Here is a 23,601-nt window from a genome sequence, read left to right as displayed (position 1 = left end):
GTCCTCACCAGTCCGTCATCGAGCCGTCCCGCCGGCGGGCGACCGGCAGGTAGGCAGGTTGGTAGGGGAAACGCGCGGCGAGCTTCTCGTCGAGCCGGACGCCGATGCCGGGCTGCTCGCCCGGGTGCAGGTGCCCGTCGGCGTAGGTCCAGGCGTGCGGGAACACCTCGTGCACCAGGTCCGAATAGCCCATGTACTCCTGGATCGCGAAGTTCGGCGTGGCCAGGCCCAGATGGGTGCTGGCGCCCAGGCTGATCGGCGAGACGTCCGACGGGCCGTGCGGGGCCAGCCGGATCTGCCACACGTCGGCCAGCGCGGCGATGCGGCGCAGCGGGCTGATCCCGCCGGCGTGCGAGACCGCCGCCCGGACGAAGTCGATGAGTTGCTCGGTGATCAGCGTCTGGAACTCCCACACCGTGGTGAACACCTCGCCGATGGCCAGCGGCACGGTGGTCGCCGCCCGGACCCGGCGCAGCACCTCCTGGTTCTCCGCCGGCGTGACGTCCTCCAGCCAGAACAGGTCGACCGGCTCCAGGGCCCGGCCCAACCGGGCGGCCTGGTTCGGGGTGAGCCGGTGGTGCGCGTCGTGCAGCAGCTTGACGTCCGGGCCGACGTGGTCGCGGGCGGCGGCCAGGGCGGTGGGGGCGTACCGCAGGTACGCGTCGGTGTCCCAGATCTCCTCGGTCGGGGCGGCCCCGCGGCCGGCCGGCTCGTAAGCCGCCCCGCTGCGGGTCACCCCGTACACGATGTCGAGTCCGGGCACCCCCGTCTGTGCCCGGACGGCCTGAAACCCACGGGCCAGCTGGGCATCGATGCTCTCCAGCAGGGCCGGGACGTCCCAGCCGGTGGCGTGGGTGTAGGACAGGATGCGGTCGCGGACCGAGCCGCCCAGCAGCTGGTACACCGGCACTCCGGTGACCTGGCCCTTGATGTCCCACAGGGCCACGTCGACCGCGCCGATCGCGGCCATGGTGACCGGTCCGCGGCGCCAGTACACGCCGCGGTACAGGTACTGCCAGGCGTCCTCGATGCGGGCCGGGTCGCGGCCGACCAGCAGCGGGGCGACGTGGTCGCGCAGGTAGCTGGCCACCGACAGTTCGCGGCCGTTGAGGGTGGCGTCGCCGTAGCCGACGACGCCGTCCGCGGTGGTGATCTTCAGGGTGACGAAGTTGCGACCCGGACTGGTGACGACGACGTCCGCGGCGATGATCTTGTCGGCCATCAGCCGACCACGTTCAGCAGGGGCCGGCCGACGGCCAGCCGTGCGATGTTGTCGGTCATGTCGGCGATCCGGCCGGCGAAGGTCTGCTCGGACAGGCCGGACGAATGCGGCGTCATCAGCACGTTGGCCGACTCCGGCAACGGGTATTCGGTGGGCGCGGCGGTGTCGCCCGAGGTCGGGTAGGTCCACCACACGTCGATCGCGGCGCCACCGATGGCGTTGTCCCGCAACGCGTTCGCCAGGGACGCGGCATCGACCAGCGGGCCGCGGCCGACGTTGACCAGGATCGCGTCGGTCTTCATCGCGGCCAGCTGGGCCGCGCCGATCAGGCCGGTGGTCTGCGGGGTGAGCGGGGCGGACAGCACGACCACGTCGGCGGCGGCGAGCAGGTCGTCCAGGTCGGCGATGGTGCCCGACCACTCCAGACCGGCGGCGGCCGCGTCGATGTCGCCGCGCCGGGTGACGGCCACCCCGCGCGCCCGGAATGCCCGGAACAGCTCCCAGGTGCGTTGCCCGATGTGGCCGAAGCCGACGAAGCCGACGGTCGCGCCGACCAGGGCGCGGGAGTACGGCAGCTCGGGCCGGTACACCGGGCTGTGCCACCGGCCGGTGCGCAGCGCGGCGTCCTGGGTCAGGAAGCCGCGGCGCAGCAGCACGCTGGCCGCCACCACGTACTCGGCGATCGAATCCTCGTGGTGGAAGGTGTTGCAGACCGGCACATCCGCCGGCAGCGCGGCCCGGTCGACCCCGTTCAGGCCGGCCCCGGGCACCAGCAGCAGCAGCAAATCCTTGGCCATGGCCGCGGTGTCGGCGGTGAAGGCCGCGCTGACCAGCACGTGCGCGTCGCGCAGCGAATCCTGCACGGCCGTCTCGTCGGTCCGGTCGGGGAAGCTCGCGTGGGCGCCGGCCGGCAGCCGGGACTCGAAATCGTCGCGGAAGCGGGCGATGTTGTCGTCCAGGACGACCACGTTCAGGTCGGGGTTCATGCGGAGGCTCCCGTGCTGGTGGCCGCGGCGGTGGCGGCCGGACCGGTGGACTGGCGGACGACGAGCTGGGTGGGCATCCGCACCAGGCGCGGGGTCTGCCGCTCGACGAGATTGCGCTCGAGCGATTCCATCGCCGCCACCCCCATGCGGGCCATCGGCACCGACACGCTGGTCAGGCTGGGGTGGGTGATCGCGGCCACCGGGATGTCGTCGATGCCCACCACGCTCAGGTCCTCCGGCACCCGCACGCCCAGGGCGCGGGCGCCGGCCATCACGCCCAGGGCCATCAGGTCGTTGTGGGTGATGACGGCGGAGGCTCCGGTGGCCACCACGCTGGCCGCGGCGGCCGTGCCGCCGGCCACGGTCTCCGCCTGCCAGCCCAGGACCTGCAGGTCCATCCCGGCCTCGGCGGTCAACTCGCGGACCAGGGTGACGCGATGGTCGTTGGACCAGGACTGTGGCGAGCCCTGCACGTAGGCGATGCGGTGGTGGCCCAGTGCGCGCAGGTAGTCGATGGTCTGCCGCAGGCCGTCGGTCGCATCGGCGATGACGCAGTCGGTGCCCGGGGTCTGCCGGTTCACCAGCACCACCGGGATGCGCGGGCACAGGGCCAGGATCTGCTCGGCCTCCAGCCGCGGCGAGCTGATGATGATGCCGTCGACCTTGTCCCGCAGGTGGCTGAGCACGTCCCGCTCGCGGTCGGGGTTCAGGTCGGTGTCGGCCAGCACGACGGTCTGCCGGCGGAACCAGCCCTGCGACTGGGCCGCCTTGACGAACGCGGCGAACACCGGGTTGCCGATGTCGGGCACGACCACGGCCACGGTGGTGGTGTCGTCGTCGGTGGCGGGGTCGACCAGCCGGGCGGCCGGGGCCTGGTAACCGAGGTCCTGGGCGACGGCCAGAATCTTGCGCAACGTTGCCGGCCCGAGCCGATCGGGGTCGGAAAAGGCGCGGGACGCGGTGGACAGGGCCACGCCGGCCCGCTTCGCCACATCGGTGAGGGTTGCCGCCATGGGGCCACCTCCTGGAGTTCGCGGTCACCGCCGCAGTGCGGTGACTGACAAACAATGACAAGCTTGCGCAAGCTTGTCAAGAGTTGCCAGAAGAGCGGCCCGGGCCGGGCCGTGCCGGCCGCGGTCGGCCTACCATCGACGCTCGTGACGTCCTTGCACCGCACCCGCCGGTCCACCGTCCGCGCCGCGCTCGTCGCCGACGGCATCGACGCCCTGCTGGTCACCGACCTGATCAACGTGCGCTACCTGACCGGCTTCACCGGCTCCAACGCCGCGCTGCTGCTGGTCGCGGCGGACGACGAGGAGCCCGAGCAGGCGCACGGCCACACGGAACGGACCACCGATGAGGCCGATCCGCGCACCCGGTTCTGCACCGACGGCCGGTACACCCTGCAATCGCAGGAGCAGGTGCCCGACCTGCCCCGGCTGATCGCCCGGCCCTGTGACGTGGCCCTGCTGCGGGGCGCGCCGGCCGGCAGCGTCGGTTTCGAGGCCCGCTCGCTCCCGGTCGCGGCCTACGACGTGCTCGCGGCGGTGGCCCGCGAGCGGCCCCGGCCGGTCAGCCTGCGCACCACGCTGGACGTGGTCGAGGCGGCCCGGGTGATCAAGGACCCGACCGAGATCGACGCCCTGAGCCGGGCCTGCCAGGTCGCCGACCAGGCCCTGGCCGACCTGATCGCGGCCGGCGGCCTGCGCCCGGGCCGCACCGAACGGGCGGTCGGCCTGGAGCTGGACCAGCGGATGCGCGAGCTCGGGGCGCAGGACCCGGCCTTCGAGACGATCGTGGCCGCCGGCCCGCACAGCGCCATCCCGCACCACCGGCCCACCACCGCGGTCCTGCAGCGCGGCGACTTCGTCAAGCTGGATTTCGGCGCCGAGGTCGACTGCTACCACTCGGACATGACCCGCACCTTCGTGCTGGGCGAGCCGCAGGCCTGGCAGCGGGAGATCTACGACCTGGTGCACGCGGCCCAGGCGGCCGGCCGCGCGGCCTGCGTGATCGGGGCCAGCGGCGACGCGGTGGACGCGGCGTCCCGCGGCGTCATCGAGGACGCCGGGTACGGACCGCAGTTCGCCCACGGCCTGGGGCACGGGGTCGGCCTGCAGATCCACGAAGCACCGGCTCTGGCTCGCGGTGCGGCCAGTATCATGGCCTCCGACATGTGCGTGACCGTCGAGCCCGGGGTGTACCTGCCGGGGCGGGGCGGGGTGCGCATCGAGGACAGTGGCGTGATCCGCCCCGACGGGTATCACGTCCTCACCCAGACCTCCAAGGATCTCGGCGTGCTCTGAGCCGCCGAACCGGGCCCGGCCCGGTCTGCCGAGGATCGGTCGAACAGCGAAAGGCGCAGCACCCGCACTATGGCCAGCACCAGTGATTTCAAGAACGGGCTCGTCCTCAACCTCGAGGGCCAGCTGTGGACCATCACCGAGTTCCAGCACGTCAAGCCGGGCAAGGGGCCGGCGTTCGTGCGGACCACCCTGAAGAACGTGCTCTCCGGCAAGGTCGTGGACAAGACTTTCAACGCCGGCGTCAAGGTCGAGACCGCGACCGTGGACAAGCGGGACATGACCTACCTGTACAAGGACGGCTCCGAGTACGTCTTCATGGACGGCGACACCTACGACCAGATCCACATCCCGGCCGCGACGGTGGGCTCCGCCGCCGACTACCTGCTGGAGAACCAGGAAGCGCTGATCGCGCAGAACGAGGGCGTGGTGCTCTACGTCGAGCTGCCGGCCTCGGTCGAGCTCGTCGTCTCGCACACCGACCCGGGCCTGCAGGGCGACCGGTCGACCGGCGGTACCAAGCCGGCCACTCTGGAGACCGGGGCGGAGATCGCGGTGCCGCTGTTCCTCAACACCGGCGACAAGATCAAGGTCGACACCCGCGACGGCCGGTACCTCGGCCGCGTCAACAGCTGAGATCTGATCGCCTGATGTCAGCCCGCAGCAAGTCCCGCAAGCGCGCCCTCGACGTGCTGTTCGCCGCCGAGGCCCGTGGAGTCGACCCGCTGGTCGTCCTGAGCGAGCGGATGGAGGAGCCGACCGGCCCGGACCGGCATTCCTGGACGCCGATCGGCGACTACGCCGAGGGCCTGGTGCGCGGCTTCGTCGAGCACCAGGACCGGGTGGACACGCTGCTGGCCGAACATTCCCGCGGCTGGACCGTCGATCGGATGCCGGCGGTGGACCGGGCGATCCTGCGGATCGCGGTCTACGAGTTGCTCTACTCCACCGAGGTGCCGCCGGCGGTCGTGGTCAACGAGGCGGTGGACTCGGCCAAGATCCTGTCCACCGACGATTCGCCGCGCTTCGTCAACGGGGTGCTCGGGCAGATCGCGGCGATCACGCCGCAGCTGCGCGGCGCCTGACCCGGCCGGGCCACGCGGCCGGGTCAGGTCCGACGGCCGGACTCAGTCGCTCAGCTCGGTGCCGGCCGGCAGCACGCCCCAGGAGACCAACTGGTCGGTCAGGTCCTCCGCGGTCATGTCATAGATCACGGCCAGTGATCGCAAATCCTCGGACCTGATGGTCAGCACCTTGCCGTTGTAGTCGCCGCGCTGGGACTGGATGGCGGCCGCGTACCGGGCCAGCGGGCCCGCCTGATGGGTGGGCAGTTCGGCCAGCCGCTGCAGGTCGATGACCAGCTTGGGGCTCGGCGCGCCGCGCCGGGTGGCCCGCGCGTCGGGCAGCAGTTCGGCCACCGGCACCCCGTAGAACTCCGCCAGTTCGGCCAACTTGGCCACGGTGACGGCCCGGTCGCCCCGCTCGTAGGAGCCGACCACGACGGCCTTCCAACGACCCTCTGACTTCTCCTCGACCCCGTGCAGGCTCAGGCCCTGCTGGGCCCGGATCGCGCGCAAACGGGCGCCCAGGGCGTGGGCGTAGTCCTGGGTCATTGACGGCTCCCTGAAGCTGGATGGTGCGAGTACGGTGACGCAACTTGGAAGTGTATACGCAGAGTAGTCGCACTCACGTCCAGCATGCCAGTGACATCCCGTTCGTCCGGATTCCTCGGCACCGTTGCGCGATGGCTCGGGCGCCCCGGAATCCGTTGGTAGCATTGCCCGTCGACCACCCTTTAAGGACCGTCCAGTGAGGCGGGAAAGGAGGTCTGCACCAGGTGCACGCGCGTCCTGCTCAGGCCAGCACGTCCAGCGCTCGGTCCGTGGCCCAGTCGGTGGCCCAGCCCGTGGCCGGCGCACCCGAGATCCTCACCGAGATTCTGGGCGGCGCCCAGATCGCCCGGACCATCGACCGGATCGCCCACCAGATCCTCGAACGCAACGGCGAGCAGCCCATCGTCCTGCTCGGCATCCCGACCCGCGGGGTCCACCTGGCCAAGCGCCTGGCCGACCGGCTCACCGCCTTCACCGGCCGCCCGATCCCGGTCGGTTCCCTGGACATCACTCTCTACCGCGACGACCTGCGCCGCCGCCCGCCCCGGGCGCTGGAGGAGACGCGGATCCCGGCCGGCGGGCTGGACAACGCCACCGTCGTCCTGGTCGACGACGTCCTGTACTCCGGGCGCACCATCCGGGCCGCCCTGGACGCGCTGCGCGATCACGGCCGGCCGGCGGTCGTGCAGCTCGCCGTCCTGGTCGACCGCGGCCACCGGCAGCTGCCGATCCGGGCCGACTACGTGGGCAAGAACATCCCGACCGCCTTCGGCGACGACGTTGCTGTGCACCTGGTCGAGATCGACGGGCTGGACAGCGTCGAGCTGGCCCGCGCCGTGCCCACCCGCGAGGAGATCACCGGACTGCCCGGGGAAGGGACGTCATGACGACGACCGCTGCGCACGTGCCCACCGCTCGCCCGACCCCGACCTCGACCGCCCCGACCGGGGCGCCGGGCGCGGCGGCCGCCCCGACCGGGTCGAACGAGCCCGTCGTGCCGACCATGCCGCGGCACCTGCTCTCGGCCGGCGACCTGACCCGCGGCTCGGCCGAGCTGATCCTGGACACCGCCGAGCGGATCGACCAGGCGATGGCCGGCCGGGAGGTGCGCAAGCTGCCCACCCTGCGCGGGCGCACCGTGGTCAACCTGTTCTTCGAGGACTCCACCCGGACCCGGATCTCGTTCGAGCTGGCCGCCAAGCGCCTGTCCGCCGACGTCATCAACTTCTCGGCCAAGGGTTCGTCGGTGTCCAAGGGCGAGTCGCTCAAGGACACCGCCTGGACCCTGCAGGCCATGGGCGCCGACGCCGTCGTCTGCCGGCACTCGGCCTCCGGGGCGCCGCAGCAGCTCTCCGGCTGGGTGGACGGGCACGTGATCAACGCCGGCGACGGCACCCACGAGCACCCCACCCAGGCGTTGCTGGACGCCTTCACCCTGCGCCGGCACCTGGGCCGGCTGGACGGCCGGCGGATCGTGGTGGTCGGCGACGTGCTGCACTCGCGGGTGGCCCGGTCCAACGTGCTGCTGCTGTCCACCCTGGGCGCGCAGGTCACCCTGGTTGCGCCGCCCACCCTGGTCCCGGTCGGGGTGGACGCCTGGCCCGCGCAGGTGTCCTACGACCTGGACGGCGCGCTGACCGGGGCCGATGCCGTGATGATGCTGCGGGTGCAGCGGGAGCGGATGAGCGGCGCGTTCTTCCCGACCGAGCGCGAGTACAGCCGCGGGTACGGGCTGGACGAACGGCGCCGCGCGCTGCTGGCCGACGACGCAATCGTCATGCACCCCGGCCCGATGAACCGGGGCATGGAGATCACCCCGGGCGTGGCCGACGGGGTCAACTCGGTGATCGTCGAGCAGGTCGCCAACGGGGTGACCGTGCGGATGGCCGTGCTGTATCTGCTGCTCTCCGGCGAGATGGATGGTGGATTGTGAGCGAGGCTGGCCGAGCGAACCATAGGCACAGGAGCGGCGCCCTCGGGGCGACCGAGCCTGCGAGGTGCCCCGGGAGGGCGGCGCTGTGAGCGTGTTGATCACCGGTGGGGCCCCGTACGGGGAACAGCCCGCCGACATCCTGGTGGTGGACGGGGTGATCGCCGCCGTCGGGGCCGACGCCGCCGCCGACCCGCGGGCCCGGGACGCCGAGGTGGTGGACGCGGCCGGGCTGGTCGTGCTGCCCGGCCTGGTCGACCTGCACACCCACCTGCGCGAGCCGGGCCGGGAGGACGCCGAGACGGTGGCCACCGGGTCGGCCGCGGCCGCGCTCGGCGGCTACACCGCGGTGTTCGCCATGCCCAACACCGACCCGACCGCGGACACCGCCGGGGTCGTCGAGCAGGTGCTGCGGCTCGGCGAGCAGACCGGACTGGTCGACGTGCACCCGATCGGCGCGGTCACCGTCGGCCGCAAGGGCCAGAAGCTGGCCGAGCTGGCCGCGATGGCCACCTCGGCGGCGCGGGTGCGGGTGTTCTCCGACGACGGTGACTGCGTCTCCGACCCGCTGCTGATGCGCCGGGCCCTGGAGTACGTCAAGGCGTTCGGCGGGGTGATCGCCCAGCACGCGCAGGAACCGCGTCTGACCCAGGGCGCGCAGATGCACGAGGGGGAGGTGTCCGCCCGGCTCGGTCTGACCGGCTGGCCGGCGGTGGCCGAAGAGGCGATCATCGCCCGCGACTGCCTGCTCACCGACCACGTCGGCTCCCGGCTGCACGTGTGCCACCTGTCCACCGCGGGCAGTGTGGAGGTGGTGGCCGCGGCCAAGAAGCGCGGCACGAACGTCACCGCCGAGGTGACCCCGCACCACCTGCTGCTCACCGACGAGCGGGCGCAGGGCTACGACCCGGTGTTCAAGGTGAACCCGCCGCTGCGGACCGAGGCCGACGTGCGCGCTCTGCGGACGGGGCTGGCCACCGGCGTGATCGACATCGTGGCCACCGACCACGCCCCGCACGCCAGCCAGGACAAGGAAACCGAGTGGGACAACGCCAGTCCCGGCATGCTCGGGCTGCAGACCGCGCTCTCGGTGGTCATCGCCACGATGGTCCGCACCGGCCTGCTGGACTGGCGCGGGGTGGCCCGGGTGATGGCCGAGGCGCCGGCCCGGATCGGCGGCCTGACCGACCAGGGCCGGCCGATCGCCGCCGGCGAGCCGGCCAACCTGGTGCTCCTGGACCCGCAGGCGAGCTGGACGGTGCGCGGCGCGGACTTCGCCTCGCTGTCCCGCAACACCCCCTTCGAGGGGATGGAGCTGCCCGGCCGGGTCGTCGCCACCTACCTGCGGGGCCGGCGGACCGCGTCGGCCGGCGTGGCCCTGGGAGCGGAGAGCTGATGGAACGCACCCTGTGGGTCGTGGGTCTGGCCCTGGTCTGCGTGCTGGCCGCCTGGGGCATGTGGGTCGGCTGGCGGCACCGCGGCGGGCGGCAGTCCAGCCTGCCCGAGCTGCCGACCGTGCCCAACACGCTCGGCGAGGTGCGGACCCCGCCGCTGACCGGGCTGTACGTCTCGACCACGACCGCCGGCCACTGGCAGGACCGGATCGTCGCCCGCGGGCTGGGCGTGCGGGCCGACGCCCTGGTCCGGCTGACCGACGACGGCATCCTGATCGACCGGGACGGCGCCGACCCGATCTTCGTGCCCGTCCAGGACCTGATCGAGGTCACCACCGCGCCCGGCATCGCCGGCAAGGTGATGGCCCAGGCCGACGGCATCCTGATCATCCGCTGGCGGCTCGGGTCCAGCGAACTGGACAGCGGCCTGCGGGCCGACGACCGCGACAGCCAGGCCGAGTTCCTGGTCGCGGCCAAGGATCTGCTGGCCGGCAACCCCGGCAAGAGCGAGGAGGCGACCACATGAGCGCACCGGCCGTACTGGTCCTGGAAGACGGCACCGTCTACCACGGCGAGGGTTTCGGCGCGTCGGGGACCGCCTTCGGCGAGGCGGTGTTCACCACCGGGATGACCGGCTACCAGGAGACGCTGACCGACCCGTCCTACCGCCGCCAGGTCGTGGTGGCCACCGCACCGCAGATCGGCAACACCGGCTGGGTGGCCGGCTCCGGATCGGCCGACGGCGCCGGGTACGGGGTGTCCGACGACGAGTCCGGCGCCATCTGGGTGGCCGGGTTCGTGGTCCGCGACCTGGCCCCGCGGCCGTCGAACTGGCGCGCGACCTCCTCGCTGCCGGAAGAGATGGCCCGGCAGGGCATCGTCGGCATCGCCGGGGTGGACACCCGGGCGCTCACCCGCCGGCTGCGCACCGCGGGCGCCATGCGCTGCGGCATCTTCGCCGGTGACCAGGTCGGCACCCCGGAGCTGACGGTGGCGGCCATGCTCGAGCAGGTGCGGGCCCAGCCGTCGATGGCCGGCGCCGACCTGACCGGCGAGGTCAGCACCGAGGCGGGCCACGTCATCCCGGCCGACGGGACCGAGCGCTTCGCGGTCGCCGCGATCGACCTGGGCATCAAGGCGAACACGCCGAGAATGCTGGCCGCGCGCGGCATCCGCACGCACGTGCTGCCCGCGACCACCACCATCGAGCAGATCCGCGCGCTCGGCGTGGACGGGGTGTTCCTGTCCAACGGCCCGGGCGACCCGGCCACCGCCGACGCCATGGTCGCGCTGACCCGGGACGTCCTGACCGCCGGGATCCCGCTGTTCGGCATCTGCTTCGGCAACCAGATCCTGGGCCGGGCCCTGGGTTTCGGCACGTTCAAGCTCAAGTTCGGGCACCGCGGCATCAACCAGCCGGTGCGCGACCACGCGACCGGCCGGGTGCTGGTCACCGCGCACAACCACGGCTTCGCGGTGGACGCGCCGATCGACCGGGTCAGCGACACCGAGTTCGGCCGGGTCCAGGTCGCCTTCAGCTGCCTGAACGACGGCGTCGTCGAGGGGTTGGAATGCCTTGATCGGCAGGCCTTCTCGGTGCAGTTCCATCCGGAGGCGGCAGCCGGCCCGCACGACGCCGGCTACCTGTTCGACCGGTTCGTCGAGCTGATGGCCACCGGAGCGGCGGCCGGCCCAGCCGCGAGCACGAAGTCCGCCACTGGGAAGGTTTCTGCCTGATGCCTCGCCGTACCGACATCAATCACGTCCTGGTGATCGGCTCCGGCCCGATCGTCATCGGGCAGGCCTGCGAGTTCGACTACTCGGGCACCCAGGCCTGCCGGGTGCTGCGGGAGGAGGGCATCCGGGTCTCACTGATCAACTCCAATCCGGCCACGATCATGACCGATCCGGAGTTCGCCGACGCCACCTACATCGAGCCGATCAACGCCGAGTTCGTGGAAAAGCTGCTGGCCGACCAGCAGGCCCGCGGGCACCGGATCGACGCCGTGCTGGCCACCCTGGGCGGGCAGACCGCGCTGAACACCGCGATCGCGCTGGACGAGCGGGGCGTGCTGGACAAGTACGGGGTCGAGCTGATCGGCGCCGACATCCCGGCCATCAACCGGGGTGAGGACCGGCAGATCTTCAAGGACGTGGTCCGGGCCGTCGGCGGCGACGTGCCGCGCTCCGCGGTCTGCCACACGATGGACGAGGTCCGGGCCGCGGTCGCCGAGCTCGGCCTGCCGGTGGTCGTCCGGCCGTCCTTCACCATGGGCGGCCTGGGTTCCGGGATGGCCTACACCGACGCCGATGTCGAGCGGATCGCGGGCGGCGGGCTGGCCGCCTCGCAGGCCTCCTTCGGTCCCGGGGACGGCAACCAGAACGTGCACGCCTCGGTGCTGATCGAGGAGAGCGTGCTGGGCTGGAAGGAGTTCGAGCTGGAGCTGATGCGCGACGGCCACGACAACGCGGTCGTCGTCTGCTCCATCGAGAACCTGGACCCGATGGGCGTGCACACCGGTGACTCGATCACCGTCGCCCCGTCGATGACGCTGACCGACCGCGAGTATCAGCGGATGCGTGACCTGGGCCTGGCCATCCTGCGCGCGGTCGGCGTGGCCACCGGCGGCTGCAACATCCAGTTCGCGGTCAACCCGGAGAACGGGCGGATCATCGTCATCGAGATGAACCCCCGGGTCTCCCGCTCGTCGGCACTGGCCTCCAAGGCCACCGGCTTCCCGATCGCCAAGATCGCCGCCAAGCTGGCCATCGGCTACACCCTGGACGAGATCGCCAACGACATCACCAGGGCCACCCCGGCCGCGTTCGAGCCGACGCTGGACTACGTGGTCACCAAGATCCCGCGCTTTGCCTTCGAGAAGTTCCCGGGCGCCGACCCCACGCTGACCACGACCATGAAGTCGGTCGGCGAGGCCATGGCCATCGGCCGCTCGTTCGCCGAGTCGCTGGGCAAGGCGATGCGCTCGATGGAGACCAAGGCGGGCGGTTTCTGGACCGCCCCGGCCGCGGACGTCGAGCTGGCCGCGCTGCTGGAGCACCTGAAAACCCCGCTGGACGGCCGGGTCTACGGCGTCATGCAGGCGCTGGAAGCGGGGGCCACGGTCGAGCAGCTGCACGCGGCGACCCGGATCGACCCGTGGTTCCTGGACCAGATGGACCTGGTCCGGCAGGTCGGCCACACGGTGCGCGACGCCCCGGCGCTGACCCCCGAGCTGGTCCGCAAGGCCAAGCGCTACGGCCTGTCCGACCGGCAGATCGCCGCGCTGCGCGCCGATGTCGCCGACGAGCAGCAGGTGCGGGAGTACCGCTGGGCCAACGGGATCCGCCCGGTCTACAAGACGGTGGACACCTGCGCGGCCGAGTTCGCGGCCACCACCCCGTACCACTACTCGGCGTACGAGACCGACGCGGCGGCCGAATCAGAGGTCGCGCCGCAGACCGAGAAGCCCAAGGTGATCATCCTGGGCTCGGGTCCGAACCGGATCGGGCAGGGCATCGAGTTCGACTACTCCTGCGTGCACGCGGCCCTGGCGCTGCGGGCGGCCGGGTACGAGACCGTGATGGTCAACTGCAATCCGGAGACCGTGTCCACCGACTACGACACCTCCGACCGGCTCTACTTCGAGCCGCTGACGGTCGAGGACGTGCTCGAGGTCATCCACGCCGAGCGGCAGTCCGGCACGGTGGCCGGGGTGATCCCGACCCTGGGCGGGCAGACGCCGCTGAAGCTGGCGGCCGAGCTGCAGCAGGCCGGCGTGACCATCCTGGGCACCTCGCCGGACGCGATCGACCTGGCCGAGGACCGGGACCGCTTCGGCACCCTGCTGCGCGAGGCCGGGCTGCCCGCGCCGGCCTACGGGATGGCGGTGTCCTTCCCGGATGCGCAGGCGGTGGCCTCGACGATCGGCTACCCGGTGCTGGTCCGCCCGTCCTACGTGCTCGGCGGCCGCGGCATGGAGATCGTCTACGACGAGCCGTCGCTGGCCGACTACATCTCCCGGGCGACCGAGGTCTCGGCCGACCGGCCGGTCATGGTCGACAAGTTCCTCGACGACGCCCTGGAGATCGACGTCGACGCCCTGTGCGACGGCACCGAGGTGTACCTGGGCGGGGTGATGGAGCACATCGAGGAGGCCGGCATCCATTCCGGCGACTCGGCCTGCGTGCTGCCGCCGATCACCCTGGGCCGCAGCGACATCGCCAAGGTCCGCGCGCACACCGAGGCCATCGCCCTGGGGGTGGGGGTGCGCGGGCTGCTGAACGTGCAGTACGCGCTCAAGGACGAGGTGCTCTACGTGCTCGAGGCCAACCCGAGAGCGTCGCGCACCGTGCCGTTCTCGTCCAAGGCCACCGCGGTGCCGCTGGCCATGGCCGCCTCCCGGATCATGCTCGGCGCCACCATCGCGCAGCTGCGGGAGGAAGGCATGCTGCCGGCCTCCGGCGACGGCGGCACCCTGCCGGTCGGCGCGCCGGTCGCGGTGAAGGAAGCGGTGCTGCCGTTCCACCGGTTCCGCCGGGCCGACGGCAGCGGGGTCGACTCGCTGCTCGGGCCGGAGATGCGCTCCACCGGTGAGGTGATGGGCGTGGACACCAGTTTCGGGCCGGCGTTCGCGAAATCGCAGACCGCCGCCTACGGGTCGCTGCCGACCAAGGGCACCGTGTTCGTCTCGGTGGCCAACGCCGACAAGCGCTCGATGGTCTTCCCGGTGAAGCGTCTGGCCGACCTCGGCTTCAAGATCGTGGCCACCGAGGGCACCGCGGAGATGTTGCAGCGCAACGGCATGGACGTCGAGGTGGTGGCCAAGTACTTCCAGGACCGGGGCACCGGCGAGGGCACGGTGGTCGACCTGATCCGGGCCGGCAAGATCGACCTGGTGATCAACACCCCGTACGGCCAGTCCGGGCCGCGCATCGACGGGTACGAGATCCGCACCGCCGCGGTGGCCGCGGACATCCCCTGCATCACCACGGTCGCCGGGGCGGCCGCCGCCATCCAGGGCATCGAGGCGCTGACCCGCTCGGACGTCGGGGTGGCCCCGCTGCAGGTGCTGCACAGCCGGATGCGGGCGATCCGGGAATGGGCCGGCTGAGCGTGATGCCGGTCGGGGGAGTGCGATGAGCGTCGGCGGCGTGGCCTACCGGCGGGTGGCCCGGCCGGTGCTGTTCCGGATGGGCAAGGGTGACCCGGAGGTGGTCCACCACCGGACCCTGTCCGCGCTGGCCCGGGTGTCCCGGTCGGCCCCGGCGCTGCGCCTGCTGGGCGGCCTGCGCCGTCGACACCCCAGCCCGCGCACCGTCTTCGGGGTGGACTTCCCGTCCGCCGTCGGGTTGGCGGCGGGCATGGACAAGGACGGCGTGGCCCTGAAGGCCTGGCCGGCCCTGGGTTTCGGTCACGTCGAGGTCGGCACCGTCACCGCGCACCCGCAGCCGGGCAACCCGCGGCCGCGGCTGTTCCGGCTGCCCGCCTCCGGCGCGATCATCAACCGGATGGGGTTCAACAACTCCGGGGCGCAGGCGCTGGCCGCCCGGCTGGCCACCACCGGCCGGATCGGCGTGCCGCTGGGCATCTCGCTGGGCAAGTCCAAGATCACTCCGGTGGACGAAGCCGTCGGCGACTACCTGACCTCGCTGCGCGCCGTCTACCCGTTCGCGGACTACATCGCGGTCAACGTCTCCAGCCCGAACACCCCGGGCCTGCGCACCCTGCAGGATCGGGCCCCGCTGGACGAGCTGCTGGCCGCGCTGACCACCGAGGCGGGCAGCCTGGCCTGGTCGCTGGGGCAGCGGCGCACGCCGGTCCCGGTGCTGGTCAAGATCGCCCCCGACCTGACCGATCAGGCCATCGCCGACCTGCTGGAGGTCTGCGTGGACCGCGGCATCGCCGGGCTGATCGCCACCAACACCACCTTGACCCGGCCGGGCCTGGCTGCCGGCGACGCGGCCACCGCCGCGGAAGCCGGTGGGCTGTCCGGGCGGCCGCTGGCCCCCCGATCGCTGGAAGTGGTCCGCTTCGTCACCGCCCACTGCGACCTGCCGGTGATCGGCGTCGGCGGCATCGGCACGGTCGACGACGGGCTGCGCATGCTCGACGCCGGGGCCAGCCTGCTGCAGCTCTACACCGGGTTCATCTTCGGCGGGCCGCCGCTGGTGACCTCGTTGAACAAGGCCATCGCCGCCCGCTGAGCCGCCCGGCGCGATCGGATCGGACTACCGTCGTCCACCATGAGAATCGGCATCGGGGTCGGGGACATCGCCGGCCGAGGCAGTGCCCCGGGCGACCAGATCGAGCAGATCCGGTCGCTGGCCGAGCGCGGCGCGGGCAGTGTCTGGCTGGCCCAGATCTTCGGTGCCGACGCGCTGACCATGCTGGCGGTCGCCGGCGCCCAGCTGCCGGGCATCGAGTTCGGGACCGCCGTCGTGCCCACCTACCCGCGCCATCCCACCGCGCTGGCGGCGCAGGCGTTGACCGTGCAGGCGCTGACTGGCGGCCGGTTGACCCTGGGGGTCGGGCCCAGCCACCGCTCGGTGATCGAGGACATGTTCGGCCTGGACTACACCAAGCCGGCCCGGCACATGCGCGAGTACCTGACCGTGCTCGGCGGGCTGCTGCGGGGTGAGCGGGTCGACTTCACCGGCGAGACGATGCGGGTGAACGCCCGGCTGACCATCCCCGGGTCGGAGCCGCCGTCCGTGCTGGTGGCGGCCCTCGGACCGGTGATGCTGCGCTTGGCCGGGCGGCTGACCGACGGCACCGTCACCTGGATGACCGGCCCGGAAACCCTGGCCCGGCATACGGTTCCGGTGCTGACCGAGGCCGCCGCGGAGGCCGGCCGGCCGGCGCCCCGGGTGGTGGCCGGCCTGCCGATCTGCCTGACCGACGACCCCGCGGCGGCCCGGGAGCGGGCCGCCCGCCAGTTCGCCGTCTACGGGCAGCTGCCCAACTACCGCGCCATGCTCGACCGGGAGGGGGCCGACGGTCCGGCCGACCTGGCGATCGTCGGCGACGAGGACGTGCTGGCGGCCGGCCTCGACCGGCTCGCGGCCGCCGGCGTCACCGAGTTCCTGGCCGTCCCGTTCGGGGCGCGGGACCAGCTCGCGCCGACCATCGACTTCCTCGCGGCCCGGTCGGCCACCGGCGGGGCGCGGGCGTGAGGTCGCGATGAGAAGATCGCCAGCATGACGATCACCGAGCCGTTCGGCCACCGCCTGGTTGCCGCGATCGACGCCCGCGGCCCCCTGTGCGTGGGCATCGACCCGCACCCCGGCCTGCTGCAGGCCTGGGACCTGCCGGACGACGCCGGCGGTCTGGAGCGGTTCGCGATGACAGTCGTGGAGGCCCTCGGCCCGACGGTGGCCGTGCTCAAGCCGCAGTCGGCGTTCTTCGAGGCGCACGGTGCGGCCGGCATCGCCGTGCTGGAGGAGGTGCTCACCTCCTGCCGCGAGGCCGGCGCGCTGAGCATCTTGGACGGCAAGCGCGGCGACATCGGTTCCACCATGGCCGCCTACGCCGCCGCGTACCTCACCCACGAAGCGCCGCTGGCCGCCGACGCGTTGACCGTCTCGCCGTACCTGGGGTTCGGTTCGCTGCTGCCCACCGTGGACGTCGCGCTGGCCGAGGGCCGCGGCCTGTTCGTGCTGGCCCTGACCTCCAATCCGGAGGGCCAGCAGGTGCAGCACGCGCTGGGCCAGGACGAGAAGACCGTCGCCCAGTCGATCATCGACCAGGTCGGCGCGCTCAACGCCGGCGACGACCCGATCGGCTCCATCGGCCTGGTGGTGGGCGCGACGATCGGCCGGACCGGCGTCGACCTGTCCGGGGTGAACGGCCCGATGCTGGCCCCGGGCCTGGGTGCGCAGGGCGCGACCGCGCAGGATCTGCGCCGCATTTTCGCCGATGCGCACGGGGCGCTGCTGCCCAGCACCTCCCGCCAGGTGCTCGGCGCCGGGCCCTCGGTGCGCAAGCTGCGCGACGCCGCCGCCCGGACCGTGGACGAGCTGCGTACCGCCCTGGCCTGACCGCGTCCGCGACCCCGCGGGGGTGTGCCGGCGCGCCCCCAACCGCTGAAGTTGATCATGGGAAGGGTGCGGTTTTCGCGCCGCGAAAACCGCACCCTTCCCATGATCAACACCCAAGGCTTGGGCCGCGCCTGCTGGACGGCGGGGGTGGGGTCAGGCGGGGCGGGCGGTGGTGGCGCCCGGGTGGAACGTGCACTGGAAGCTGGTGGACCGGGGGTGTTCCCCAGCCAGCAGGTCCAGCACGGCGCGACCGGCGGCCCGGCCCTCGGCGGCGGCCGGTTGCACCATCGTGGTCAGGTCCTGCGGGATGATCCGGTCCAGCGGGATCCCGTCGAACCCGATCACCGACAGCTCGCCCGGCACGGACAGGCCGAGCTCGTGTGCGGCCCGGATGACGCCGGCGGCCAGCAGGTCGCTCTGCGCGATCACCGCCGTGGGCCGGCGCGCGGGATCGGCCAGCAGCGCCTGCCCGGCGATCATGCCCTCGTCGACCGAACTGGCCGCGCTGACCCAGCCCGCGGCGGCCGGGAAGACCGACCGGGCGCCGCGCAGCCGGGTGAGCGAGACCGTCACTGAGGCGGCGCGCATCGCGTCGGCGGTGAGTGGCCCGCGGGCCGCCGGCGAATCCACGTTGACCAGCGGCAGCGTCACGATCGCGACGTCGGTGTGGCCCAGGCCGGCCAGGTGGGCGGCCGCCGCCGCGCTGGCCGCTTCGTCGTCGATGGAGATGGTCAGCAGGCCGTGGTCGGGGCCGCCCAGGGCGACCAGCGGGACCACCCGGCGGCGCAGCAGTTCGACCGTGGGGTCGCTGCGGTAGCTGAAGGCCAGCAGGATGGCCGCGTCCATGGTGGCGGTGCCGATGGCGTCCGCGCTCTCCCCGACGTCGGAGAGCAGCAGCAGCCCCTGGCCCTGGGCCGAGGTCTCCTGGGCGATCCCGTCGAGCACGGCGATGCGCACCGGATCGCGGAAGGCGGCCAGCACCCGGTCCTCCATGACCACCGCGATGATCCCGGAGCGGCCCTGCCGCAGGGAGCGGCCCCGCGGGTCGGGACCGGCGTAGCGCAGTTGCTCGGCCGCGGCGAGCACCCGCTCGCGGGTCGCCGCCGACACCGGGCCGGACCCGCTGAAGGCCAGCGAGGCGGTCGAGACCGAGACGCCGGCGCGGGCCGCGACCTGGGCCAGGGTCGCCCGGGAGCCAGACATACCGACACCGTAGTCGAAACGATTCGAGCGGGTGGCCGGCGGCCGGCGGATCAGCCCGCTGTCGGGCCCGCTGTCCTGACCGCTGTCTTGCCCTCCGTCATGCGCGAGGCGTGCTCGACGAGCATCCGGCGCACCAGGGCCAACGGCGCCCATTGCGTGTGCCCGCGCCGGGTGACCGCGAACGCGCGCAGCAGCGCCGGCGGGTTGGTCAGCGGCAGCAGTCGGATGCCGGGCGCGACGGCGCCGTCCGCCGGCAGCAGCCCGACCCCGTGGCCGGCCGTGATCAGGTCCTGGACCAGGTCCAGACTGTCGGCCCGGTGGGCGATCTCGGGTTCGAAGTCGGCCATCGAGGCGATGATGCGCAGCGCGTCCTCGTCGGCGGTGTTGCGGGAGTTGACGATCCACTGATGGTCCCGGAATTGCCGGAGCGTGGCGGGGGAGTCCGCCGCCGCAGCCGGTTCGGGCACCGGCTCGATCGCTTGCGGCCCGGCCGCCGCCGGGACGCCCAGTGCCCAGGCGGCCGTCCAGAGCCGGGTCACCTCGACGCTCGGTTCGACCCGCAGCGGGGCCAGCGAGTAGTCGTAGACCAGGGCCAGATCGATCGCGCCGGCGGCCAGCGCGGCCATCGCCTCCGGTGGCTCGTGTTCGTGGACGTGCAGGGTGATTCGCGGCCGGTCGGCGGCCAGCCGGCGGATCACCGGGATCAATGCCTGCCGGATGCCGGTGGCGAAGCCGGCCACGGTGACCGTGCCCCCGGGCTCGTCCGAGCCGAGATCGCGCCGGGCGGCGTCGATCCCGGCCAGGATGGTGGCGGCGTGTTCGGCCAGCCGGCGCCCGGCCGGGGTCAGGCGCACCCGGCGGCCGTCCGGTTCGATCAGGCGTACCCGCAGCTCCCGGCCGAGCGCCGCGATCTGCTGGGAGACGGTGGAGGTCGTCACGTCCAGCTCGTCGGCCACCCGCTGCATGGATCCGAGCCGGGCCAGCTCGGACAGGAACAGCAATCGGCGGGGATCCATCCGGTGATTGTCGCTGTCGCCGGGATCAGGGGGCCGGCGATCAGGGCGGTTCCGGGCGATCCGCGCGCCGGAACCACGCCGCCGTCGCGCTGTCCGGGTCGGTCAGGTACGCGATCAGATGCAGGTCGGGATGGTCGGAGGGCACCAGCCGATGGTGCTCGAACTCCAGCAGTCCGGCCTCGGGATGGCGGAACTGGCGGCGACGGGAGGCGAATCGTTCGACCGTGAGATCGGCCCACTGCTCCCGAAACTCACCGCTGGCCTGCGACAGTCGCGCGATGAGGGCCGAGTGGGCGCCGGAGGCGAGCTGGGCTCCGGATTCACCGCGGAATTCGGCCACGAAGTGCCGGCTGTCCTGCTCCCAGTGCGGGAGCATGTCGCGCAGGTGCGGATCGGTGAAGACCAGCCACAGCAGGTTCCGCTCGCTGGCCGGCAGCGACTCGATCCGCGAGTACAGCGCCGCGTAGGCGGCGTTCCAGCCGGTGATCGTCCAATCCATGGACAGCGCGAAGGCGGGGAACCACAGGCTGTCCAGCAGCCGGGCCAGGTGGGGCGGGGCCGGCTCGCCCGACCCGGGCCGGTCCGGCTCGCTCGGCGTGTAGCCACCGAGGGAGAGCAGGTACGCCGACTCCGTCGCGGTCAGCCGTGGCACCCGGCCCAGGGCCTGCAGCACCTGCCGGGAGGCATTGATGTCCCGGCCCTGTTCGAGCCAGGTGTACCAGGTGACGCTCACCCCGGCCAGCGCCGCGACCTCCTCCCGGCGCAGGCCGGCGCTGCGTTGCCGGGCCGGGGTGGGCAGCCCGAAATCGGCCCGGGACAGCGCCCCGCGGCGGCTGCGCAGAAAATCACCGAGCTGCCGGCGACGGGCGTCCACGGTCACCGCGCGAGCCTAGTAGTGGCAGTACTAGTAGTAGGAGCGTCTTCCCGCCGGCCCGCCCGGCTGGCTGACTGGGGGGCATGAGGAACCTGCGCTCCCGAACGGTGACCCACGGACGGAACATGGCCGGCGCCCGGGCCCTGCTGCGGGCGGCCGGCGTCGCCGGGTCCGACATCGGCAAGCCGATCGTCGCCGTGGCCAACAGCTTCACCGAGTTCGTCCCCGGCCACACCCACCTGCAGCCGGTCGGCCGGATCGTGGCTGAGGCGATCACCGCGGCCGGCGGCGTGCCCCGGGAGTTCAACACCATCGCCGTCGACGACGGGATCGCGATGGGCCACGGCGGCATGCTGTACTCGCTGCCGTCCCGGGATCTGATCGCCGATTCCGTGGAGTACATGGTCAACGCGCACTGCGCCGACGCGCTGGTCTGCATCTCCAACTGCGACAAGATCACCCCCGGGATGCTGATGGCGGCGCTCCGGCTGAACATCCCCACGGTCTTCGTCTCCGGCGGGCCGATGGAGGGCGGCCGAGCGGTCCTGGTCGACGGCACTGTCCGCACCGGGTTGAACCTGATCACGGCCATCGCCGACTCGGCCAGCGCCTCGGTGTCCGACGAGGATCTCGACCGCATCGAGGAAAACGCCTGCCCCACCTGCGGATCCTGCTCGGGGATGTTCACGGCCAACTCGATGAACTGCCTGACCGAGGCGCTCGGGCTGGCCCTGCCCGGCAACGGCACCACTCTGGCCACCCACACCGCCCGGCGGGCCCTGTACGAGGCGGCCGGTGCCACGGTGATGGACCTGGTTCGGTCCTGCTACGAGCTCGGCGACGATGGGGTGCGGCCGCGCGCGATCGCCGGCCGGGCGGCGTTCACCAACGCCATGGCCATGGACATCGCGATGGGCGGGTCGACCAACACGATCCTGCATCTGCTGGCCGCCGCGCACGAGGCCGAGCTCGACTTCACCCTGGCCGACATCGACCGGATCTCCCGAAACACCCCGTGTCTGGCCAAGGTCGCACCGAACGGGGCGTACCTGGTGCAGGACGTGCACCGGGCCGGTGGCATCCCGGCCATCCTGGGCGAGCTGGACCGGGCCGGGCTGCTACACCGCGACGTCCGGTCGATCCACAGCCCCGACCTGCGCGGCTGGCTCGACGACTGGGATGTTCGGGGCGGCCGAGCCACGGCCGCCGCGGTCGAGTTGTTCCACGCCGCCCCCGGCGGCCGTCGCTCGGCGACCGCGTTCTCCCAATCCGAGCGCTGGGAAGCGCTCGACCTCGACAGCGAGAACGGGTGCATCCGCGCGGTTTCGCACGCCTACAGCACCGATGGCGGGCTGGCGGTGCTGCGCGGCAACCTGGCCCCGGATGGCTGCGTGGTCAAGACCGCCGGGGTCGACGAGTCGATCCTGCGGTTCAACGGGCCGGCCGTGGTCCTCGAATCGCAGGAGGACGCCGTCGCAGCGATCCTGGGCCGGCGGGTGCAGGCCGGGGACGTCGTCGTCATCCGTTACGAGGGCCCGCGCGGCGGCCCGGGGATGCAGGAGATGCTGTATCCGACGTCGTTCCTCAAGGGTCGTGGGTTGGGCGCCGCCTGTGCGTTGATCACCGACGGCCGGTTCTCCGGCGGCACATCCGGCCTGTCGATCGGGCACGTCTCGCCGGAGGCCGCCGCCGGCGGGACGATCGCACTGGTCCGCGACGGCGACCTGATCAGCATCGACATCCCCGCGCGTAGCGTCACCCTGGTCGTCGACGAGGCCGAGTTGGGCCGCCGGCGTGCGCTGCGGGAAGCGACCGGGGGATACCGGCCGGCCGCGCGGCAGCGGGCCGTCTCGACCGCCCTGCGGGCCTATGCCGCGTTCGCCCAGTCGGCCGACCGGGGCGCCGTCCGGGCGGTCCCGGACGAACGCCGCTGACGGTCGGCACCGGTGCCGGCGGCGGCCCACCTTTCGTGATCCATGAACGGTTCCTTCACGATCGTGACGTGGACGCGAACGGTAGTCGGCTGCTCTGATGGTCGACATGCGCACCTCCACCCGCACCGGGGCCGGCATGGCCGTCGCGGCGATGCTGTTCGTCCAACTCGGACTGGCCGCCTCGATCGGGCTGTTCGACCGGTTGGGTCCGGAAGGCGCCGCCTGGCTCCGGCTGGCCTGGGCCGGGGTGCTGCTGCTGGTCATCGTGCGGCCGCGCCGGAGCTGGTTCACCCGGTCGAGCCTGGTCGCCGGCATCGCGTTGGGGATCGTCACCGCCGGGCTGACCATGCTGTTCATGGCCGCCGCGGCCCGGCTCCCGCTCGGCACCGCCAGTGCGCTGGAGTTCCTCGGACCGCTGTCGGTGGCCGCCTGGCGGGGGCGCGGGCTGGCCCGGCTGTGGGTGCTGCCGGCGGCCGTCGGGGTGCTGCTGCTGACCGAACCCTGGCACGGCACGGTCGATCCGGTGGGGGTGGCCTACGCGCTGGGGGCGGCCGGGTGCTGGGCTGCCTACATCCTGCTCACCCAGCAGGTCGGTGATGAGCTGTCCGGCATCCGGGGCCTGGCCGTGTCGATGCCGGTGGCCGCGTTGACCGCGACCGCGATCGCCGGGCCGGCCGCCATCGGCGCGTTGACCTGGGAGCTGGTCCTGGTCGGGCTCGGGCTGGCCCTGCTGGTTCCGGTCGTTCCGTTCGCGCTGGAGATGCTGGCCCTGCGCCGGTTGTCGGCGGCCGCTTTCGGCACGCTGATGAGCCTGGAGCCGGCGATCGCGCTGATCATCGGGCTCGTCGTGCTGCACCAGGTGCCCGGCGCGTGGCCGGTCCTCGGGCTTCTCTGCGTGGTGATCGCGGGCATCGGCGCCGAACGCAGCGGCGCGCGCCCGGCTCCCGTCAACCAGCCGGATTCCCCACCGGATTCCCAGCCGGAGTCCTGGCCGGAGGAGGCGCCGGCCCCCGCGTTATCCCCACCGGCCCTGGGCGGGCCGGGCGGTCCGGCGGACAGTGCAGGCACACTGGCCCCCTGAGGAGGAGA

The 23,601-nt window shown here is 72.6% G+C and carries 21 protein-coding genes; 14 read left to right on the top strand and 7 right to left on the bottom strand.

Going from position 1 to position 23,601, the window contains the following annotated elements:
• Positions 1–4: 4 nt before the first annotated feature.
• The 3 genes from manD to NAMU_RS21265 are packed head-to-tail and all read right to left on the bottom strand — an operon-like array spanning position 5 to position 3,221.
• On the bottom strand, positions 5–1,222 hold the full coding sequence (gene manD, locus NAMU_RS21275) for a D-mannonate dehydratase ManD (RefSeq protein WP_015749400.1): 1,218 nt from the start codon (positions 1,220–1,222) through the stop codon (positions 5–7).
• A complete protein-coding gene (locus tag NAMU_RS21270; protein WP_015749399.1) occupies positions 1,222–2,208 on the bottom strand; it encodes a 2-hydroxyacid dehydrogenase in 987 nt (328 codons plus the stop codon). The genes manD and NAMU_RS21270 overlap by 1 nt, the downstream gene beginning before the upstream one ends.
• Positions 2,205–3,221 (bottom strand): LacI family DNA-binding transcriptional regulator, encoded by a 1,017-nt coding sequence (locus NAMU_RS21265; protein ID WP_015749398.1) that lies wholly within the window; start codon positions 3,219–3,221, stop codon positions 2,205–2,207. Before NAMU_RS21265 ends, NAMU_RS21270 begins: the two co-directional genes overlap by 4 nt.
• A 144-nt stretch (positions 3,222–3,365) precedes the next feature.
• Here NAMU_RS21265 and NAMU_RS21260 point away from each other — a divergent pair, with 144 nt between their 5' ends.
• The 3 genes from NAMU_RS21260 (at position 3,366) to nusB (ending at position 5,596) form a co-directional block, all read left to right on the top strand.
• Positions 3,366–4,514, top strand: coding sequence for a M24 family metallopeptidase (locus tag NAMU_RS21260; protein ID WP_041369257.1), 1,149 nt, complete (start codon positions 3,366–3,368; stop codon positions 4,512–4,514).
• A gap of 69 nt (positions 4,515–4,583) precedes the next feature.
• On the top strand, positions 4,584–5,147 hold the full coding sequence (gene efp, locus NAMU_RS21255; RefSeq protein ID WP_015749396.1) for an elongation factor P: 564 nt from the start codon (positions 4,584–4,586) through the stop codon (positions 5,145–5,147).
• 14 nt (positions 5,148–5,161) lie between these two features.
• On the top strand, positions 5,162–5,596 hold the full coding sequence (nusB, locus tag NAMU_RS21250) for a transcription antitermination factor NusB (RefSeq protein ID WP_015749395.1): 435 nt from the start codon (positions 5,162–5,164) through the stop codon (positions 5,594–5,596).
• A 42-nt stretch (positions 5,597–5,638) separates the two neighbouring features.
• On the opposite strand, the gene bldD is transcribed toward nusB, so the two are convergent.
• The gene (gene bldD / locus NAMU_RS21245) at positions 5,639–6,124 is read right to left on the bottom strand and encodes a transcriptional regulator BldD (protein ID WP_015749394.1); all 486 of its coding nucleotides are present in this window, start codon (positions 6,122–6,124) and stop codon (positions 5,639–5,641) included.
• Between the two features lie 281 nt (positions 6,125–6,405).
• On the opposite strand from bldD, the gene pyrR reads away from it, so the two are divergent.
• From pyrR to pyrF, 9 genes are all read left to right on the top strand, one after another.
• Entirely contained in the window at positions 6,406–7,011 is a 606-nt protein-coding gene (gene pyrR / locus NAMU_RS21240) for a bifunctional pyr operon transcriptional regulator/uracil phosphoribosyltransferase PyrR (RefSeq protein WP_052308230.1), read from the top strand.
• 116 nt (positions 7,012–7,127) lie between these two features.
• Entirely contained in the window at positions 7,128–8,057 is a 930-nt protein-coding gene (locus tag NAMU_RS21235) for an aspartate carbamoyltransferase catalytic subunit (protein WP_041371224.1), read from the top strand.
• A gap of 85 nt (positions 8,058–8,142) precedes the next feature.
• Positions 8,143–9,450 (top strand): dihydroorotase, encoded by a 1,308-nt coding sequence (locus NAMU_RS21230; protein ID WP_015749391.1) that lies wholly within the window; start codon positions 8,143–8,145, stop codon positions 9,448–9,450.
• Positions 9,450–9,974: a PH-like domain-containing protein gene (locus NAMU_RS21225; protein WP_015749390.1), complete on the top strand. Its 525-nt coding sequence runs from the start codon at positions 9,450–9,452 to the stop codon at positions 9,972–9,974. Before NAMU_RS21230 ends, NAMU_RS21225 begins: the two co-directional genes overlap by 1 nt.
• Entirely contained in the window at positions 9,971–11,185 is a 1,215-nt protein-coding gene (gene carA / locus NAMU_RS21220) for a glutamine-hydrolyzing carbamoyl-phosphate synthase small subunit (RefSeq protein ID WP_015749389.1), read from the top strand. Before NAMU_RS21225 ends, carA begins: the two co-directional genes overlap by 4 nt.
• Complete coding sequence (gene carB, locus NAMU_RS21215) at positions 11,185–14,559, top strand: carbamoyl-phosphate synthase large subunit (RefSeq protein ID WP_015749388.1); 3,375 nt, start codon at positions 11,185–11,187, stop codon at positions 14,557–14,559. Before carA ends, carB begins: the two co-directional genes overlap by 1 nt.
• Before the next feature lie 40 nt (positions 14,560–14,599).
• Entirely contained in the window at positions 14,600–15,652 is a 1,053-nt protein-coding gene (locus NAMU_RS21210; RefSeq protein ID WP_041371221.1) for a quinone-dependent dihydroorotate dehydrogenase, read from the top strand.
• A 39-nt stretch (positions 15,653–15,691) separates the two neighbouring features.
• Positions 15,692–16,621 (top strand): LLM class F420-dependent oxidoreductase, encoded by a 930-nt coding sequence (locus NAMU_RS21205; RefSeq protein WP_015749386.1) that lies wholly within the window; start codon positions 15,692–15,694, stop codon positions 16,619–16,621.
• A 24-nt stretch (positions 16,622–16,645) separates the two neighbouring features.
• On the top strand, positions 16,646–17,485 hold the full coding sequence (pyrF, locus tag NAMU_RS21200; protein ID WP_015749385.1) for an orotidine-5'-phosphate decarboxylase: 840 nt from the start codon (positions 16,646–16,648) through the stop codon (positions 17,483–17,485).
• A gap of 153 nt (positions 17,486–17,638) precedes the next feature.
• Here pyrF and NAMU_RS21195 read toward each other — a convergent pair whose 3' ends face one another.
• The 3 genes from NAMU_RS21195 to NAMU_RS21185 are packed head-to-tail and all read right to left on the bottom strand — an operon-like array spanning position 17,639 to position 20,584.
• On the bottom strand, positions 17,639–18,688 hold the full coding sequence (locus NAMU_RS21195; protein ID WP_015749384.1) for a LacI family DNA-binding transcriptional regulator: 1,050 nt from the start codon (positions 18,686–18,688) through the stop codon (positions 17,639–17,641).
• Between the two features lie 50 nt (positions 18,689–18,738).
• On the bottom strand, positions 18,739–19,704 hold the full coding sequence (locus NAMU_RS21190; RefSeq protein WP_015749383.1) for a LysR family transcriptional regulator: 966 nt from the start codon (positions 19,702–19,704) through the stop codon (positions 18,739–18,741).
• Positions 19,705–19,744: 40 nt separating this feature from the next.
• Positions 19,745–20,584: a helix-turn-helix transcriptional regulator gene (locus tag NAMU_RS21185; protein WP_015749382.1), complete on the bottom strand. Its 840-nt coding sequence runs from the start codon at positions 20,582–20,584 to the stop codon at positions 19,745–19,747.
• A gap of 77 nt (positions 20,585–20,661) precedes the next feature.
• On the opposite strand from NAMU_RS21185, the gene ilvD reads away from it, so the two are divergent.
• Both ilvD and NAMU_RS21175 read left to right on the top strand, forming a co-directional pair.
• A complete protein-coding gene (gene ilvD / locus NAMU_RS21180) occupies positions 20,662–22,512 on the top strand; it encodes a dihydroxy-acid dehydratase (RefSeq protein ID WP_015749381.1) in 1,851 nt (616 codons plus the stop codon).
• 97 nt (positions 22,513–22,609) lie between these two features.
• Entirely contained in the window at positions 22,610–23,593 is a 984-nt protein-coding gene (locus tag NAMU_RS21175) for an EamA family transporter (RefSeq protein WP_015749380.1), read from the top strand.
• Positions 23,594–23,601: the final 8 nt, after the last annotated feature.

Source organism: Nakamurella multipartita DSM 44233 (assembly GCF_000024365.1).
Classification (GTDB): domain Bacteria; phylum Actinomycetota; class Actinomycetes; order Mycobacteriales; family Nakamurellaceae; genus Nakamurella; species Nakamurella multipartita.
The sequence above is the reverse complement of the archived record's forward strand: the minus strand, read 5'-3'. Positions and strand labels throughout refer to the sequence as shown.

Bases quoted from the DNA above. Each gene is read 5' to 3' on its own strand.
- efp (WP_015749396.1), top strand. From the start codon at position 4,584: ATGGCCAGCACCAGTGATTTCAAGAACGGGCTCGTCCTCAACCTCGAG.
- carB (WP_015749388.1), top strand. From the start codon at position 11,185: ATGCCTCGCCGTACCGACATCAATCACGTCCTGGTGATCGGCTCCGGC.
- manD (WP_015749400.1), bottom strand. From the start codon at position 1,222: ATGGCCGACAAGATCATCGCCGCGGACGTCGTCGTCACCAGTCCGGGT.
- NAMU_RS21225 (WP_015749390.1), top strand. From the start codon at position 9,450: ATGGAACGCACCCTGTGGGTCGTGGGTCTGGCCCTGGTCTGCGTGCTG.
- ilvD (WP_015749381.1), top strand. From the start codon at position 20,662: ATGAGGAACCTGCGCTCCCGAACGGTGACCCACGGACGGAACATGGCC.
- NAMU_RS21190 (WP_015749383.1), bottom strand. From the start codon at position 19,704: ATGGATCCCCGCCGATTGCTGTTCCTGTCCGAGCTGGCCCGGCTCGGA.
- NAMU_RS21175 (WP_015749380.1), top strand. From the start codon at position 22,610: ATGGTCGACATGCGCACCTCCACCCGCACCGGGGCCGGCATGGCCGTC.
- NAMU_RS21235 (WP_041371224.1), top strand. From the start codon at position 7,128: ATGCCGCGGCACCTGCTCTCGGCCGGCGACCTGACCCGCGGCTCGGCC.
- NAMU_RS21195 (WP_015749384.1), bottom strand. From the start codon at position 18,688: ATGTCTGGCTCCCGGGCGACCCTGGCCCAGGTCGCGGCCCGCGCCGGC.
- pyrF (WP_015749385.1), top strand. From the start codon at position 16,646: ATGACGATCACCGAGCCGTTCGGCCACCGCCTGGTTGCCGCGATCGAC.
- NAMU_RS21205 (WP_015749386.1), top strand. From the start codon at position 15,692: ATGAGAATCGGCATCGGGGTCGGGGACATCGCCGGCCGAGGCAGTGCC.
- NAMU_RS21265 (WP_015749398.1), bottom strand. From the start codon at position 3,221: ATGGCGGCAACCCTCACCGATGTGGCGAAGCGGGCCGGCGTGGCCCTG.
- nusB (WP_015749395.1), top strand. From the start codon at position 5,162: ATGTCAGCCCGCAGCAAGTCCCGCAAGCGCGCCCTCGACGTGCTGTTC.
- carA (WP_015749389.1), top strand. From the start codon at position 9,971: ATGAGCGCACCGGCCGTACTGGTCCTGGAAGACGGCACCGTCTACCAC.
- NAMU_RS21270 (WP_015749399.1), bottom strand. From the start codon at position 2,208: ATGAACCCCGACCTGAACGTGGTCGTCCTGGACGACAACATCGCCCGC.
- bldD (WP_015749394.1), bottom strand. From the start codon at position 6,124: ATGACCCAGGACTACGCCCACGCCCTGGGCGCCCGTTTGCGCGCGATC.